Origin of the sequence: Salidesulfovibrio onnuriiensis, from assembly GCF_008001235.1 — a bacterium.
Taxonomy (GTDB): Bacteria; Desulfobacterota; Desulfovibrionia; order Desulfovibrionales; family Desulfovibrionaceae; genus Pseudodesulfovibrio; species Pseudodesulfovibrio onnuriiensis.
Genome location: NZ_CP040751.1, coordinates 2025178 through 2038352 on the forward strand (window position 1 = coordinate 2025178; position 13175 = coordinate 2038352).

Consider the following 13175-nt stretch of genomic DNA (forward strand, 5'->3'; position numbering starts at 1 on the left):
CAGGAATACATGACGGATCATGACCCGATGCAGGGCGATGCCAAAAAGATCGCGGGGCTTGGCCAGGAAAAGATCAAAGGGGTTTTTTCCACCCAGTCCGTGGTCAAGGTGGGCACCGGGACAACCCAGCGCAAGACCATCCAGAAGACCTTCTGGCACTGCGAGGAAAGGGATGACGGCAACGTGGAGGTGCAGCCTCTGAACGTCAACTACATCCCCTCCGGCCCCAAGCGCGAAGTGACGCGCGAGGATTTTCTGGCCAAGTTCAATCCGGAACCCGAGTTCTACGTCAGCACCGTGTTTCCCAAGATGCAGGAGCTCAATGAGACCATCGTGCGCGGGGAAAAGCACCGTGCGCGCGGCGCGGCCTATAGCGCCGAGTTCGAGTTCAAGCAGGCCACGGCCATTGACGAGGACAACGTGCGCGCCAACTTCGGCCTGGGCCTGACCTATCTGGACCGGGGCGAGCAGACCAAGGCCAACGACATCTTCAAGCGGCTGGTGAACCTGGAGGCCGCCTTCGAGGAGGAGCACAAGCACCTCTTCAACGACTTCGGCATCAACCTGCGCAAGAACAGCATGTACGATCAGGCCCTGGAATACTACCTGCGCGCCGAAGGGCTGGTGGAGGACGACGAGAATCTCTTTCACAACATTGCCCGCGTCTATTTCGAGAAAGGTGATCTGGACAGTTGCATCACCTACCTCAAGAAGAGCCTGGAACTGAATCCGCACATGGAAGAAAGCGTCATGTTCATGACCTACCTCAAGAAGAACAACATGTTGCCCGGTGGCGGCGGGGCCAAGGCCTCCAAGCCGGAAAAACAGTCGCGGAAAGTCGAAAAGGACGAGGACATCAATCTGGAATTCTAGCCGTTCATCTGCATTTCAGCCGGACCGCCATGGGGAGGGAACATGTATCAGGAGCGCGTTCAGGATTTTCTTCAAGAGTTGCCCAAGCTGCGCGAGGATCTGCCGTTTTCGCCCGGCCTGCTCAAGAAGCTTTTCGAGCAGACCGGCAGCGATTCCGTGTCCTCGCTGGAAGATATCGCCAAGACCATGAGCCAGGACCAGGGCCTGACCACCCGTGTCCTGAGCCTCGCCAACTCGGCCTATTACGGGCTCCAGGCCGAGGTCGCCTCGGTGGGCCGCGCCGCAGCCGTGCTGGGGCTGGCGGAAATCCGCAACATCGTCCTTTCTCTCGGCATCAACCGGCTCACGGAAAAATTCAAGCTGCCCGAGCATTTCGAGCTGGCCGAATACTGGAGGCACCAGTTCCTGGTGGCCATCGTCGCCCAGGCCCTCAGCCGCGAAGTGGGCGAGGGCAACCCCGGAACCCTGTTCACCGCAGGGCTGCTGCATGACATCGGCAAGCTCATCGTGGCCCTCAAGCGTCCCGAGGACTGGGAAGGCATATACGCCATCCGCGAGGAAAACGAGTGCACGGACAGCGAGGCCGAGGACGAGTACTGGGGGCTGGACCACGCCGTGGTCGGATCCCTGCTGCTCAAGTACTGGGACCTGCCGCCCGATCTGGTGGAGCCGGTCAACTGGCACCATTCCCCGGCCCTGGCCCCGGAGCAGCAGAGCGCTGCCTCCATCATCTGCCTTGCCGACGCCCTGGTGCATTGCCTGGACAAGAAAGAGGAGTGTCTCGGCGAAGTCTCGGACATGTGCGGCGAGTTCGAGGTGGACGTGCAGGACATCATGGACATGGCCGAGGAGCTGATGGAGTCCGACGCCGTGGACCACTTCCTGACCATGGTTTGTTCCTAGCCTTTCTTTTTTCAAGGAGTTTTCATTGCCCTGTCGCTGGATCATGCGTAGCGACGAGGATGTTCCCTCGTCCGTTGCCGCCTTTGCCGATGAACTGAACGTATCCTCGCTCATAGCCGAGATTCTCTGGAGCCGGGGCCTGCAATCCCGGTCCGACATGGACCGCTTTCTGAGCCCCATGCTGCGGCACTTGGCCGACCCCGTCACCATCCCCGGCCTGGAACGGGCCGCCGACGTGCTGGCCGAGGGGCTCCGGCAGGGCCGCAAGCTGGCCGTCTGGGGCGACTACGACGTGGACGGCATCACCTCCACGGCCGTGGTTAAGGATTTCCTGCGCCAGTGCGGCGTGGAGGCCCTGCACCACCTGCCCAACCGTCTCAGGGAGGGCTACGGTATGAACGTGCAGGGCGTGGAGGCCCTGGCCGAAGAGGGCGTGGAACTACTGCTCACCGTTGACTGCGGCATCTCCGACCTTGAGCCCATTGCCCGGGCCAAGGAGCTGGGCATGACCGTGGTGGTCACGGACCATCACCTGCCGCCCGAGACCCTGCCCCCCGCGGACGCCATCTGCGACCCGCGCCTGGACGAATCCTGCCATGAGTGCGCGGATCTGGCCGGGGTGGGCGTGGCCTTCATGCTCGTGGTCCGGCTGCGCCGCCTCATGGGCTGGGAACACGTGGACGTCCGCGACCTACTGGACCTGGTGGCCCTGGGCACCATCGCCGACGTGGTCAGCCTCACGGGGCAGAACCGCATTCTGGTCAAGAACGGGCTGCTGAAGATCAAGGACGCCGGACGGCCGGGCATGGCCGCCCTGAAGCTTGCCAGCGACTACGACCAGTTCGCCGAGCTCGGGGCGGGGCAGATCGGTTTCAACCTTGCCCCGCGCATCAATGCCGCGGGCAGGCTGGGCGACCCGGAAAAGGCCCTGAAATTGCTGCTGGCCGGTTCCGTTGACGAGGCCATGCCCTATGCCCAGGAATTGGACATGGCCAACACCGAGCGCCGCAGGCAGGAGGCCGAGATCGCCGAGGAGGCTATGCATCAGGCCGAGCTGCAGGCGCACCGCGTGGGCCTGGTGCTCTATGCCGAGCATTGGCACCCGGGCATCATCGGCATCGTGGCCTCGCGCGTCTCCGAGAAGTTCTACAAGCCCACCCTGATCCTGTGCAAGGGCGAGGATGGGGTCGTCAAGGGCTCGGGACGCAGCATCAGCGAATTTCATCTCCATGACGGGCTCAAGGAACTGAGCGACATGCTGCTGGGTTTCGGCGGGCACAAACAGGCGGCCGGGCTTTCCCTGGATGCGGGCAACCTGGACGAACTGAAGCGCCGTTTCAACGAGGTCGTGGCGGCGGAGCTGGGCGATATCCCGCTCAGGCCGTCCATCAAGGTGGACCGCGTCCTGCCCTTCCGGGAGATCGACTACACCCTGCTGCGGGAGCTGGAGCTGTTGCAGCCCTTCGGGCTGGGCAATCCCGAGCCCGTGTTCATTTCGCCGCCGGTTACCGTGCAGGAGTGCTCCGCGTTCGGGCGGGAAAGGGAGCATGTGAAGCTGACCCTGGCAGACGCCGAGACCAATGCCATGCTCCCGGGCAAGGCCTGGCGCATGGCCTCCGAGCTCACGCCCGACAACAAGGGTCGGGTCATGCGTTTCGCGTTTTCCCCCAAGATCGACCGCTTCAGCGGGGTGCCGCGCATCGAGCTGCGCGTTCGGGACTGGAACGAATAGATTATAATTATTTTAATCGCTAATGCTACAAATATACATTAGTTTTTTCTTTGCGTTTTCCCATGTCTTGATGTCTTTTTTTATTTCTTCACGATAATCATTAAGTTCTTTTTTTAGACTGCTGAGTAATTTTGTTGCGTTTATTGTTTTGGCTGTTCTGTCGCACAATTTTCCAGATCGCCTGATTTTCCATCCACCGCCAGTCTCTGCTTGATGTAAAATGCTACACCGTATGTTATGATAAAAATCAAGTTTATCATCAGCTAGAGGCGAAAGACGACTGCTATGTAGAAAGTATTCTTTAAAAGCCTTGTCTTTGGTTGTTATGTCACCTTGTTTAAAAGCCCAAAGTGATTCTATCAGTAAGCAGCAAATAGCAACGATACAAAAACCATGTTTTTTCTCTTTAGGAATGGAGTCAAGTGGACTAATGAACCGTTCTTGAAATCTTTGATAAATCAGCTCAGCTATTTTTTCTTTATCGTCAGATTTAAGTGCTTTTTTGCAATCTGCTACGGTGTAGTGATTCGTCAGTTTAGTTTCATTCATAGTGAAAACCTATTACTCCGCGCACTCCACGCAGAGTTCGCTTTCGGGCATGGCCAGGAGCCGGGCCATGGGGATGGGGTCGCCGCACTCCAGGCACAGGCCGAAGTCCGGATCCTCGTCCACGTTCCTGAGGGCCGCCTCCAGCCTGAGCAGGCGGGTCTTGAGGTGGGAAAGCTGCTTCTGGGCCACGGACTGATTGACGATGTTGTCCATGCGGGTCAGCCGCCCCAGGGACGCGTCCGGCGCCACGGGCTTGCATTGTTCCTCCAGGCGGGGGATTTCCGCCCGGATTTCTTCCATTTCCCTGGCCACTGCTTCCTTGAATTGCTTTTTCTGATTCTCGGTCATGATTTCTCGCTATTTCAGTCTCTTGAGTCGGTTGCAGGCCTCGGTGAGGACATCCATTTCCCGGCCGTAGCAGAATCGCGCCAGGGTTTCGCCGGTGTCGTCGGCATAGAAGGCGCTGCCGGGCACGCAGGCCACGCCGGTCTTGTGGAGCAGGAACATGGCCCGCTCCTTGGCCGTGCCGCCGGGCAGGGAGGAGATGTCGGCCAGGGCGTAATAGGCTCCCTGCGGTACGTGGGGCGTCAGGCCGACCTCGGCCAGGGCGGCGCAGAACAGGTCCCGCTTCATCTGGTGGTCCCGGGCGACCCCCGCGTAATAGTCGCTTTCCAGTTCGTCCAGGCCGCGCGCGGCTCCGAGCTGGAGCGGGGCCGGGGCGCAGACGTAGACCAGATCGTTGAAGTGCCCGATGGCCAGGGCCCACTGCGGGTCGCACACGCAATAGCCCAGCCGCCAGCCCGTGATGGAGAAGATCTTGGAAAAGCCAGAAATGGTGATGGTGCGCCGCTCCATGCCGGGAAGGGACGCCAGGGGAATGTGTTCGCGCCCGTCGTAGAGGAAGTACTCGTAGATTTCGTCCGTGAATACGAACAGGTCGTGCGCCTCGGCAAAATCGGCAATGAGTTGCAGTTCCTCCCGGCTGAAGACCTTGCCGCAGGGGTTGGAGGGCGTGTTGAGCACCAGCACGCGGGTGCGTTCGGAAACCGCGTCCTCAAGCTGCTGCGCGGTGAATTTCCAGTCCGGCGGCGAAAGGGTTACGTAGCGGGGCGTGATGCCCAGGCTGGCGAAGGTGATCAGGTGGTAGCCGTAGGACGGCTCGAAAACAATGGCCTCGTCGCCCTCGTTGAGGAGGGCCAGACAGGCGCAGTAGAACGCGCCGGTGGCCCCGTTGCTGACCACCACCTGTTTGTCGGGGTCGGTCTCGCGCCCGGTGGCGCGCCGGTGCTTTTCGGCAATGGCCCGGCGCAGCTCGTAGCGCCCGTCAAAGCGGGTATAGGTGTTCACGCCCTTGGCAAAGGCCGCCTCGGCCCCGGCGATGACCGGTTCGGGCACGGGCATGTCGCAGACGCCCTGGGCCAGGTTCACGCCCTTCACCCGGGCGCATTCTATGGACATGTTGCGGATTTCCGACTGGGCCACGAGCCCACGCCGGTTGCTCACCTTCAAGGTCATGGGTATCATCCTGCTGGTTTGATCAGAAAAAGGGCCCGCGAAGCGCGAGCCTGTTGGGAACATATTTTATCCGACTTTATCGAGGAATGAAACCCTTGCGCCAAAGGGCGTTTCTCCAGAGCCCTCCGGAGCGTTTTCGCTGGCCGGGCAGGGCAAGACAGACTGCGGCACGACCGCCGCAATCAGGAGGTTCGATTGGAAGACGGCTTTCGTACTGTATTGAAAATGTGGGAGATCGATTCCGATCGGCTCCGTTCCGACATATTCGTCCCCGGCAGCTCCGAGCGTTGCGTGCAGCGTCATGTGGTGGAGGACGGGGACGGCAGCTTCTGGGTTTTGGAGCGGCTTTTCCCGAGCCAGCACGAGCGTCGCGAGCGTATTGGCCGCGCCCTGTCCGTGCTGCGGGATGCGGGTCTGCCCGTGCTTTACTACCGGCCCGGCCCGGACGGCGGGTTTGTGGTGCGGGAAAACAACTACCACTGGCAGCTTGCCCCGTATGTGCCGGGCGATCCCCTGCCCCAGCCGGATTTCGTGGATCACCCGGAGCGCGGCGAGGCCCTGGCCGATTTTCTCATTGCCCTGCGCCGGGAAGGGGCGGGCATCCGCGAGTTCGACCAGGAGCCGGATTTTGACCTGCCCGCCTATGCCGACGAACTTATGGACACCCTCGGGACCCGCAAGCCCGAGCTGCACCGCGAACTCGCGCCCATCCGTGAGGCGCTGGCCCCGTTGTTCGAGGCCTGGGGCGACCTGCCGCGCTGCCTGTGCCATGGCGACTTCCACCCCCTGAACGTCATCTGGAAGGGCATGGACGTGGCCGCGGTCATCGATTGGGAGTTTGCCGGGCAACGGCCCGTGCTCTATGATGCGGCCAACTGCCTGGGCTGCGTGGGCATCGAGGACCCGCAGGCCCTGGGCAACGGGCTGGCCCCGGCCATGCTGGGAAAAATGCACGGGGCCGGATTGCTGGACGAGGTCAGTTTCGGTTTTCTGCCGCATCTGCTTCTTGGATTGCGCTTTGCCTGGATGTCCGAATGGCTGCGCCGCAAGGATGCGGAAATGCAGGAACTGGAGCTGGACTACATGACCTTGCTGGCCCGCAATTTGGAATCCCTCGGTCGCATGTGGCGATCCCGCATGACATGATTTTGTTTTATTTAAATTGACAAAATAGAAGCCGTGGCTCAAATTTGTATTGTTTAAATTAACAATGCGGATTTGAGCCATGATTTCTTTCAAGCAATGTGAACACTCTTGCGTGCTGGGCAAGCCCGTCCCGCGCGAACGGCTGGTGCGTCTGGCGGGCGGCCGTGTGGCCGCGGGGTTTCCCTCGCCCGCCGAGGAGTATCTGGAGCGGACCCTGGACCTGCACGAGCTTCTGGTGCAACGGCCCGAGGCCACCTATTTCGTGCGCGTGTCCGGCGATTCCATGCTCGGTGCGGGGATTCACGACGGCGATATCCTGGTGGTGGACCGTTCCCTGACCCCGCGCAACAACAGCGTGGTCATTGCCTCGGTGAGCAACGACTTCACGGTCAAGCGGCTCCGGCTGCGGCCGGACGGGCCGCCTCTCCTGATGGCCGAAAATCCCGGTTACGATCCCATTGCCGTCACCCCGGATTCGGAGTTTGAAATCTGGGGCGTGGTGCTGCACGTGATCCATTCACTCCAGTCGTAGGGGGAGGGCATGGCAAAGTTCGCCCTGGTGGACTGCAACAACTTCTATGCCTCCTGCGAGCGGGTGTTCCGGCCGGACCTGCGGGATACGCCCATCGTGGTGCTCTCCAACAACGACGGCTGCATCATTGCCCGGTCCGCCGAGGCCAAGGCCGCGGGCATTCCCATGGGCGCGCCGTACTTCAAGTGCCGGGCGCAGCTGGAGCGGTGCGGGGTGGAGGCCTTTTCCTCCAATTACGCGCTGTACGGCGACATGTCCGCGCGGGTCATGCGGGTGCTGGACCGGTTTGTGCCGCGCCTGGAGATCTATTCCATCGACGAGGCCTTTGCCGACCTTTCCGGCGTGCCGGGGGGGGCATTGCAGTATGCCCGGCGGCTGCGCGCCACAGTCTGTCAGTGGACCGGAATCCCTGTGTCCATAGGCATCGGCCCCACCAAGACCCTGGCCAAGGTGGCCAACCGGTTCGCCAAGAAACAGGCCCGTTGCCGGGGCGTGTTCGACTTCGGTGCATCGCCGGATCCCGATCTGGTGCTGGACTGGACGGACGTGGGCGATGTCTGGGGCATCGGGCGAAAGCATGCCAAACGGTTGCGCGCCATGGGCGTGAACACGGCCCGGGAGTTCCGGGACCTGGACCGCGACTGGGTCCGTAGGAAAATGTCCGTCACTGGCCTGCACACCCTGCTGGAACTGCGCGGCATGCCGTGCTTCGGCCTGGACAACTGCCCGGCACCCAAGAAGAACATTGTCTCTTCCCGGTCCTTCGGCAGGCCCGTGAAGACCCTGGACGACATGCGCGAGGCCGTGGCCTGCTACGTGACCCGGGCGGCCGAGAAGCTGCGCCGCCAGCGGTCCACCGCGTCCGGGATCATGGTCTTCCTGCACACCAACAAGTTCATCGCCAACCTTCCCCAGTACTCCAACTCCGAATACGCGCCCGTGCACCCGGCCACCATGCATACGCCCACCCTGATCCGGGCCGCGCACCAGCTCCTGGAGCGCATCTGGCGCGACGGGTATTCCTACAAGAAGGGCGGGGTCATGCTTTCGGGTCTGGAACCGGCCCATGGCCGCTGGCTGAGCCTGCTGGAGCTGCCTCCGGACGACCGTCCGCAGGACGGCCCGCTCATGAGGGCGCTGGACGGCATCAACGCCCGCTGGGGACGGGATACCGTGCTGTTCGCGGCCTCGGGCCTGAAGCGGGACTGGCGCATGCGCCGGGAGAGGCGTTCGCCCCGGTACACCACTGCATGGGCCGAGCTGCCCGTGGTGCGGGCGTGATCGCTTGGCGTGGGGAGTGCATGGAATTGTAAAACCGGTTGCAACAAGGTGGTGGCCGCGCTATGAGTACGGCAAAGTCGATAAATCTAATGCCGCCATATGTGATGGCATGATTTTTCCGTCCAATCTTCGAAAAAGAACGGTTTCTTCGAACAAAATTCAACGGAATTTTGGTCAGGATTGGTGCGCCGGAAAAACAGGCCGGGCGGTGAAGATCAAAAGGGGGTAGCTGCGCCGCAAGATTGTCGCTTCCGGTTTTCGCCCACCGCCATGGGAGGGCCGGAGGACCTGTTCACGAACATTCAGGGAGGAATCATGAAACGCTTTGCTCTTGTGCTTGTCTGTCTGCTGCTGGCGGCGGGCTCCGCTTTCGCCTCGGTGAAGAATCCGGACACCCTCACCGTGGTCCACGCCAACACCACCATCACGCTCGATCCGGGCACCTGCTACAGTTCCACGGCCTTCGGCAAGATCCAGAACATTTACGAGCCGCTTATCTTTTTCAAGGGATCGACCACGGACGAGTTCGTGCCCGTGCTGGCCACCGAGGTCCCCACCAAGGCCAATGGCGGTATTTCCGGGGACGGCACGGTCTATACCTTCAAGATCCGCAAGGGCGTCAAGTTTCACAACGGCAACGACCTGACCCCGGAAGACGTGGCCTACACGCTCAAGCGGGCCATGATCATCGACCAGAACGGCGGTCCGTCATGGATGCTGCTGGAGGCCCTGTTCGATATCGGCTCCACCCGGGGCGACGACGGCAAGATGATCCCCGGCGTTGCCGAACGCATCGACAAGGCCGTCACGGTCAAGGGCGATACCGTGTCCATCAAGCTGGACCGCCCGTTCCCCCCGTTCCTGGCCATCCTGTGCTATTCCAACGGCTACATCATCGACAAGGAATGGGCCATCGAGAACGGCTGCTGGGACGGCACCGTGGCCAACGCGGCCAAGTACAACAACCCCAACGTGGGCAGCGAACCACTGCACCACAAGGTCAACGGCACCGGCCCTTACAGGCTGGCCGAGTGGGAGCCCAGCGTTCGCATGGTCTTTACCCGCAACGACAACTACTGGGGAGACAGGCCCGAGGTGAAAACGGCCGTCTATCAGATCGTCAACGAGTGGTCCACGCGCAAGCTCATGCTCCAGAACGGGGACGTTGACCGCGCCCAGGTGGACGACACCTATGTCTCCGAGGCCATGGACATGCAGGACGTGGCGTTTTTCCAGTCTCCGGAATTGACCATGTTCGCGGCCTTCCTGAATCAGGATGTGGTTGCCAAGGGCAATCCCTACAGCGGCAGCGGCAAGCTGGACGGCCAGGGAATTCCGCACGACTTCCTTGCGGACGTCAACGTGCGCAAGGCCTTTGCCCATTGTTTCGACCGCGAGACCTACAAGCAGGACGTGTTCGAGGGGCGGACCATCCTGCCCACCAGCCCCGTCATCGAGGGCCTGCCCTATCACAAGGACGTGCCCGTGCACGGGTTCGACCTGGAAAAGGCCGCCGAATACATGAAAAAGGCCTTTGGCGGCAAGGTCTGGGAAAAGGGCTTCAAGATGAACATCATCTACTTCTCGGGCAAGACCACCTGCGAGGCCGCAGCCCTGATGCTGGCCGAGAACATGAATTCCCTGAACCCCAAGTTCAAGGTGGAAGTGCTGGACGTGTCCCTCAAGGACTTCAATTCCCTGTACCGCCAGCGCGTGTTTCCCATCTTCATCACCGGTTGGGGCGCGGACTATCCCGACCCGCACAACTTTGCCCAGCCGTTCATGCACTCCATGGGCGCCTACGGCAAGGCCTCCAGCCTGCACGACGATGAAGTGGACGCGCTCATCGAGAAGGGCATTGCCGTGGTGGACCCGGACGAACGGCGGACCATCTACGAGCGGCTTCAGGACGTCTACTATGAAAAGGCACTGGGCATTCCGCTGTTCCAGCCCACCCAGTTCCGCGCCTACCGTTCCTGGGTGCAGGGCTATGTCCCGCATCCCATGACCACCGACGCCATGGAGAAGTTCTACGAGTTAAGGAAATAGGCTGTCCCTAAACGCGAACAATTAAAAGGCCGGGGGTCATGACGACTCCGGCCTTTTGTTTTTTTGAAGCGACAAAGCAAACGTGCGGTTTGGTGCGGTCCAACTATTTCTTGTTGGCGTCTTCAGCGATTTTTGCAAGACGCGCCCGGATGTAGGAGGAGGCTAGGTCGCCCATCTCGTCCGAGCCGGTCATGTGCATGCCGTATTGGTTCAGGTCCTGTTGGATCTGTTTCTCCATGCGCGCGGATTCCAGGAACATGATGTAGGCCAGCAGCAGGGCGGCGCTGTTCTGCTCGGTGCCGTCGCAGAGCAGGCAGATGGCGTCGTGGGGGGCGGTTTCGAAGAGCCGGTCTATGAAGAGGGCGATCCATTTTTCATACAGCTCGTGCATGATGGGCGGGATCATCTCGGCCACCTTGTCGGTCAGTTCCTCGCTGGGCGCGGTGCCGGTGACGGACATGAATTCCACCAGGGCTTCCTTGCGCCTGGCCTCGTCCTGTTCCTCGACTTTGGCCAGGATGGTGGAGCGGATGTGTTCGCGGTAGATCTGTTCACTCATGGGCGACTCTCCTTGGATTAATTCGGGCCAGAACGTAGCCCATTGCGGCCCGGCGGGCAAGGTTCGCGAAACTCGATTGCAGGCATTACAAAAATCGGATTCCCTTCCACGCCAAATTGTCGTAAGCGGCTGATATCCACTTTCTATCGAGGAATCTATCATGGAACTGCTCGCCACTTCGCTTCCGTTCATCAAGGTTCTTGCCGCGTTCTCCGTCATGCTCGCGGGTATCCGCTTCAAGATCGGCCTGGGTTTGTCCATCCTGCTGGGCAGCCTGGCCCTGGGGTTCATGTTCGGACTCGGGCCGCTGCAATGGGCCGAAGCCGGGGCTGTGGCCCTGGTCCAGGAAAAGTTCCTGCTCCTTGCGGCCATCGTGGGGCTGATCCTTATCCTGTCCGACGCCCTGGAGCGTTCAGGCCAATCCCGGCGGCTCATGGATGCCATTTCCGGGTACCTGAAAAGCCCGCGTCTGCGCTTGGCCTTTTTCCCGGCCCTCATAGGACTGCTGCCCATGCCGGGCGGGGCCATCTTTTCCGCGCCCATGCTCAAGTCCGTGTCCGAACGCATGGACATCGGCGACATGGACCGCGCCACGCTCAACTACTGGTTCCGGCATATCTGGGAGCTGGCCTGGCCCCTATATCCGGGCATGATCCTGACCGCGGCCCTGGCGGACCTGCCCATCCTGAGCATCATCTCCCGCACCGGGCTGGGGCTGCCCATCATGATGACCCTGGGCTGGATCTTCTTTTTGCGGCCGGGAGTGCTGCCCGCAGAACAGCTGGTGGCCGAGGATTCGGAGAACGGGCGCGACTGGCGCAGGGCCGTGGTGGAAGGGCTGCCGCTGGTCATCGCCATCGTGGGCGGTCTGGGACTGGAGGGCGTGATCGCCTCGTTCCTTCCCTGGCTGCCGTTCGAACTGGGCGTCATTGCCGCCCTGGTGGCGGCCATCGGCTGCATCATGGCCCAGAACCGGCTGGGAACAGGATTTCTCAAGAGTGTGCTGGCCAAGAAGGGCCTGCACTCCATGCTTTTCGTCATTGTCTCCATTTTCGTGTTCAAGGACGTCATGCACGCGGCCCACGTGGTGGACGCCATGGCCCGGGCCGCGGGCGGGGAGGCCGCGCTGCTGGCCTCGGCCGTGTTCCTGCCGTTTCTGGTGGGCATGGTCTCGGGCATCAACGTGGCCTTTGTGGGCGCAACCTTCCCGCTGCTTATCGGCGTGCTGCAGACCCTGAACATGCAGGACCAGCTCATTCCCTATGTGGTGCTGGGCTCGTTCTGCGGGTTCGCCGGGGTCATGATCTCGCCCATCCACATCTGCTTCATCCTTACCTGCGAATACTTCGGCGTGAACCTGGCGGCCGCCTGGCGCAGGGTGGTCGTGCCTTGCCTGCTGCTGATCTCCTGCGGCGTGGCCTGGTTCTGGATATTGAAATGAGAAAGGGGAGCAAGGCTCCCCTTTCTCAGCAGCAGTCGTTTGCCGCTTGGATTTTGCATGTTTTGGGCTGCCGGAGCATGTCCATGAGAAGCGTCGCTGTGTTGGCGGCTAGTGCTCGGCATTTGTCCATGCCGTTTTGTTCTCCCATGCTGTCGAGCAGGGCCTGGCACTGGGTGCTGCCGTGCATCATTTCGAATTGTTCGCGGAACTCGGCCGCACGGTCGGCCAGTTCCTGCCAGCCCGGACTCGGAGCGGTACGGCCTTCCATTCGTCCCAGCACCATGAGAGCCCCGGCCAGGGCCCCGCACATTTCCTGCTCGGTTTTGCCGACGCCGCCGCCGAAAGCCGCTGCACAACGGGCCAGTCCGTGCGGGTCCTCCAGTCCGATCGCCTCGGCAGTTCCGCAGGCGACCGACTCGGCGCAGTGGTAGGTGCCGTCGAAATATTTAAGTGTTCTTTTTGCTGCCTCGTTCATTTTGTCTCCTTGAGAAATTGGTATGTTGACTGATCGAATTTAACGATAATAAACTGCTATCAATCGGGTCCAATGGATATTTTCGAGGATAGCAATCGTCAGCACCGATGATCGACTTAG

Annotated in this window: 13 protein-coding genes; 8 read left to right on the plus strand and 5 right to left on the minus strand. The window is 61.1% G+C overall.

Annotated features, from left to right (window positions below; genetic code table 11):
* The first annotated feature begins 9 nt into the window (after positions 1-9).
* From FGL65_RS09165 to recJ, 3 genes are read left to right on the plus strand one after another with little or no spacing between them, the layout of a single operon-like run.
* Positions 10-873: a tetratricopeptide repeat protein gene (locus tag FGL65_RS09165; protein ID WP_250645444.1), complete on the plus strand. Its 864-nt coding sequence runs from the start codon at positions 10-12 to the stop codon at positions 871-873.
* 42 nt (positions 874-915) lie between these two features.
* Positions 916-1776, plus strand: a complete 861-nt coding sequence (locus tag FGL65_RS09170) for an HDOD domain-containing protein (protein ID WP_147820914.1) — start codon at positions 916-918, stop codon at positions 1774-1776.
* Positions 1777-1801: 25 nt separating this feature from the next.
* Positions 1802-3508 carry a single-stranded-DNA-specific exonuclease RecJ gene (gene recJ, locus FGL65_RS09175; protein WP_147820915.1) on the plus strand — a complete coding sequence of 569 codons (1707 nt, stop codon included), beginning with the start codon at positions 1802-1804 and terminating at the stop codon, positions 3506-3508.
* Between the two features lie 12 nt (positions 3509-3520).
* Here the strand turns inward: recJ and FGL65_RS09180 are convergent, their stop codons facing one another.
* The 3 genes from FGL65_RS09180 to FGL65_RS09190 are packed head-to-tail and all read right to left on the minus strand — an operon-like array spanning position 3521 to position 5572.
* Complete coding sequence (locus FGL65_RS09180; RefSeq protein WP_147820916.1) at positions 3521-4057, minus strand: hypothetical protein; 537 nt, start codon at positions 4055-4057, stop codon at positions 3521-3523.
* Positions 4058-4069: 12 nt separating this feature from the next.
* Positions 4070-4405, minus strand: a complete 336-nt coding sequence (locus FGL65_RS09185; protein ID WP_147820917.1) for a TraR/DksA family transcriptional regulator — start codon at positions 4403-4405, stop codon at positions 4070-4072.
* Between the two features lie 9 nt (positions 4406-4414).
* The gene (locus FGL65_RS09190; protein WP_147820918.1) at positions 4415-5572 is read right to left on the minus strand and encodes a pyridoxal phosphate-dependent aminotransferase; all 1158 of its coding nucleotides are present in this window, start codon (positions 5570-5572) and stop codon (positions 4415-4417) included.
* A 195-nt stretch (positions 5573-5767) separates the two neighbouring features.
* Here FGL65_RS09190 and FGL65_RS09195 point away from each other — a divergent pair, with 195 nt between their 5' ends.
* From FGL65_RS09195 to FGL65_RS09210, 4 genes are all read left to right on the plus strand, one after another.
* A complete protein-coding gene (locus tag FGL65_RS09195; protein ID WP_250645445.1) occupies positions 5768-6718 on the plus strand; it encodes a phosphotransferase enzyme family protein in 951 nt (316 codons plus the stop codon).
* A 79-nt stretch (positions 6719-6797) separates the two neighbouring features.
* Positions 6798-7250 (plus strand): LexA family protein, encoded by a 453-nt coding sequence (locus tag FGL65_RS09200; RefSeq protein ID WP_147820919.1) that lies wholly within the window; start codon positions 6798-6800, stop codon positions 7248-7250.
* A 9-nt stretch (positions 7251-7259) separates the two neighbouring features.
* Positions 7260-8531 (plus strand): Y-family DNA polymerase, encoded by a 1272-nt coding sequence (locus tag FGL65_RS09205; protein ID WP_147820920.1) that lies wholly within the window; start codon positions 7260-7262, stop codon positions 8529-8531.
* Positions 8532-8846: 315 nt separating this feature from the next.
* On the plus strand, positions 8847-10580 hold the full coding sequence (locus tag FGL65_RS09210) for an ABC transporter substrate-binding protein (protein ID WP_187170333.1): 1734 nt from the start codon (positions 8847-8849) through the stop codon (positions 10578-10580).
* Between the two features lie 103 nt (positions 10581-10683).
* On the opposite strand, the gene FGL65_RS09215 is transcribed toward FGL65_RS09210, so the two are convergent.
* Positions 10684-11139 (minus strand): hypothetical protein, encoded by a 456-nt coding sequence (locus FGL65_RS09215; protein WP_147820922.1) that lies wholly within the window; start codon positions 11137-11139, stop codon positions 10684-10686.
* A 160-nt stretch (positions 11140-11299) separates the two neighbouring features.
* Here FGL65_RS09215 and FGL65_RS09220 point away from each other — a divergent pair, with 160 nt between their 5' ends.
* Entirely contained in the window at positions 11300-12580 is a 1281-nt protein-coding gene (locus FGL65_RS09220; protein ID WP_147820923.1) for a DUF401 family protein, read from the plus strand.
* Positions 12581-12605: 25 nt separating this feature from the next.
* Here the strand turns inward: FGL65_RS09220 and FGL65_RS09225 are convergent, their stop codons facing one another.
* Positions 12606-13055 (minus strand): C-GCAxxG-C-C family protein, encoded by a 450-nt coding sequence (locus FGL65_RS09225; RefSeq protein WP_147820924.1) that lies wholly within the window; start codon positions 13053-13055, stop codon positions 12606-12608.
* Between the last annotated feature and the right edge of the window lie 120 nt (positions 13056-13175).

Bases quoted from the DNA above. Each gene is read 5' to 3' on its own strand.
- FGL65_RS09200 (WP_147820919.1), top strand. From the start codon at position 6,798: ATGATTTCTTTCAAGCAATGTGAACACTCTTGCGTGCTGGGCAAGCCC.
- FGL65_RS09185 (WP_147820917.1), bottom strand. From the start codon at position 4,405: ATGACCGAGAATCAGAAAAAGCAATTCAAGGAAGCAGTGGCCAGGGAA.
- FGL65_RS09190 (WP_147820918.1), bottom strand. From the start codon at position 5,572: ATGACCTTGAAGGTGAGCAACCGGCGTGGGCTCGTGGCCCAGTCGGAA.
- FGL65_RS09220 (WP_147820923.1), top strand. From the start codon at position 11,300: ATGGAACTGCTCGCCACTTCGCTTCCGTTCATCAAGGTTCTTGCCGCG.
- FGL65_RS09170 (WP_147820914.1), top strand. From the start codon at position 916: ATGTATCAGGAGCGCGTTCAGGATTTTCTTCAAGAGTTGCCCAAGCTG.
- FGL65_RS09165 (WP_250645444.1), top strand. From the start codon at position 10: ATGACGGATCATGACCCGATGCAGGGCGATGCCAAAAAGATCGCGGGG.
- FGL65_RS09210 (WP_187170333.1), top strand. From the start codon at position 8,847: ATGAAACGCTTTGCTCTTGTGCTTGTCTGTCTGCTGCTGGCGGCGGGC.
- FGL65_RS09205 (WP_147820920.1), top strand. From the start codon at position 7,260: ATGGCAAAGTTCGCCCTGGTGGACTGCAACAACTTCTATGCCTCCTGC.
- FGL65_RS09225 (WP_147820924.1), bottom strand. From the start codon at position 13,055: ATGAACGAGGCAGCAAAAAGAACACTTAAATATTTCGACGGCACCTAC.
- FGL65_RS09215 (WP_147820922.1), bottom strand. From the start codon at position 11,139: ATGAGTGAACAGATCTACCGCGAACACATCCGCTCCACCATCCTGGCC.
- FGL65_RS09180 (WP_147820916.1), bottom strand. From the start codon at position 4,057: ATGAATGAAACTAAACTGACGAATCACTACACCGTAGCAGATTGCAAA.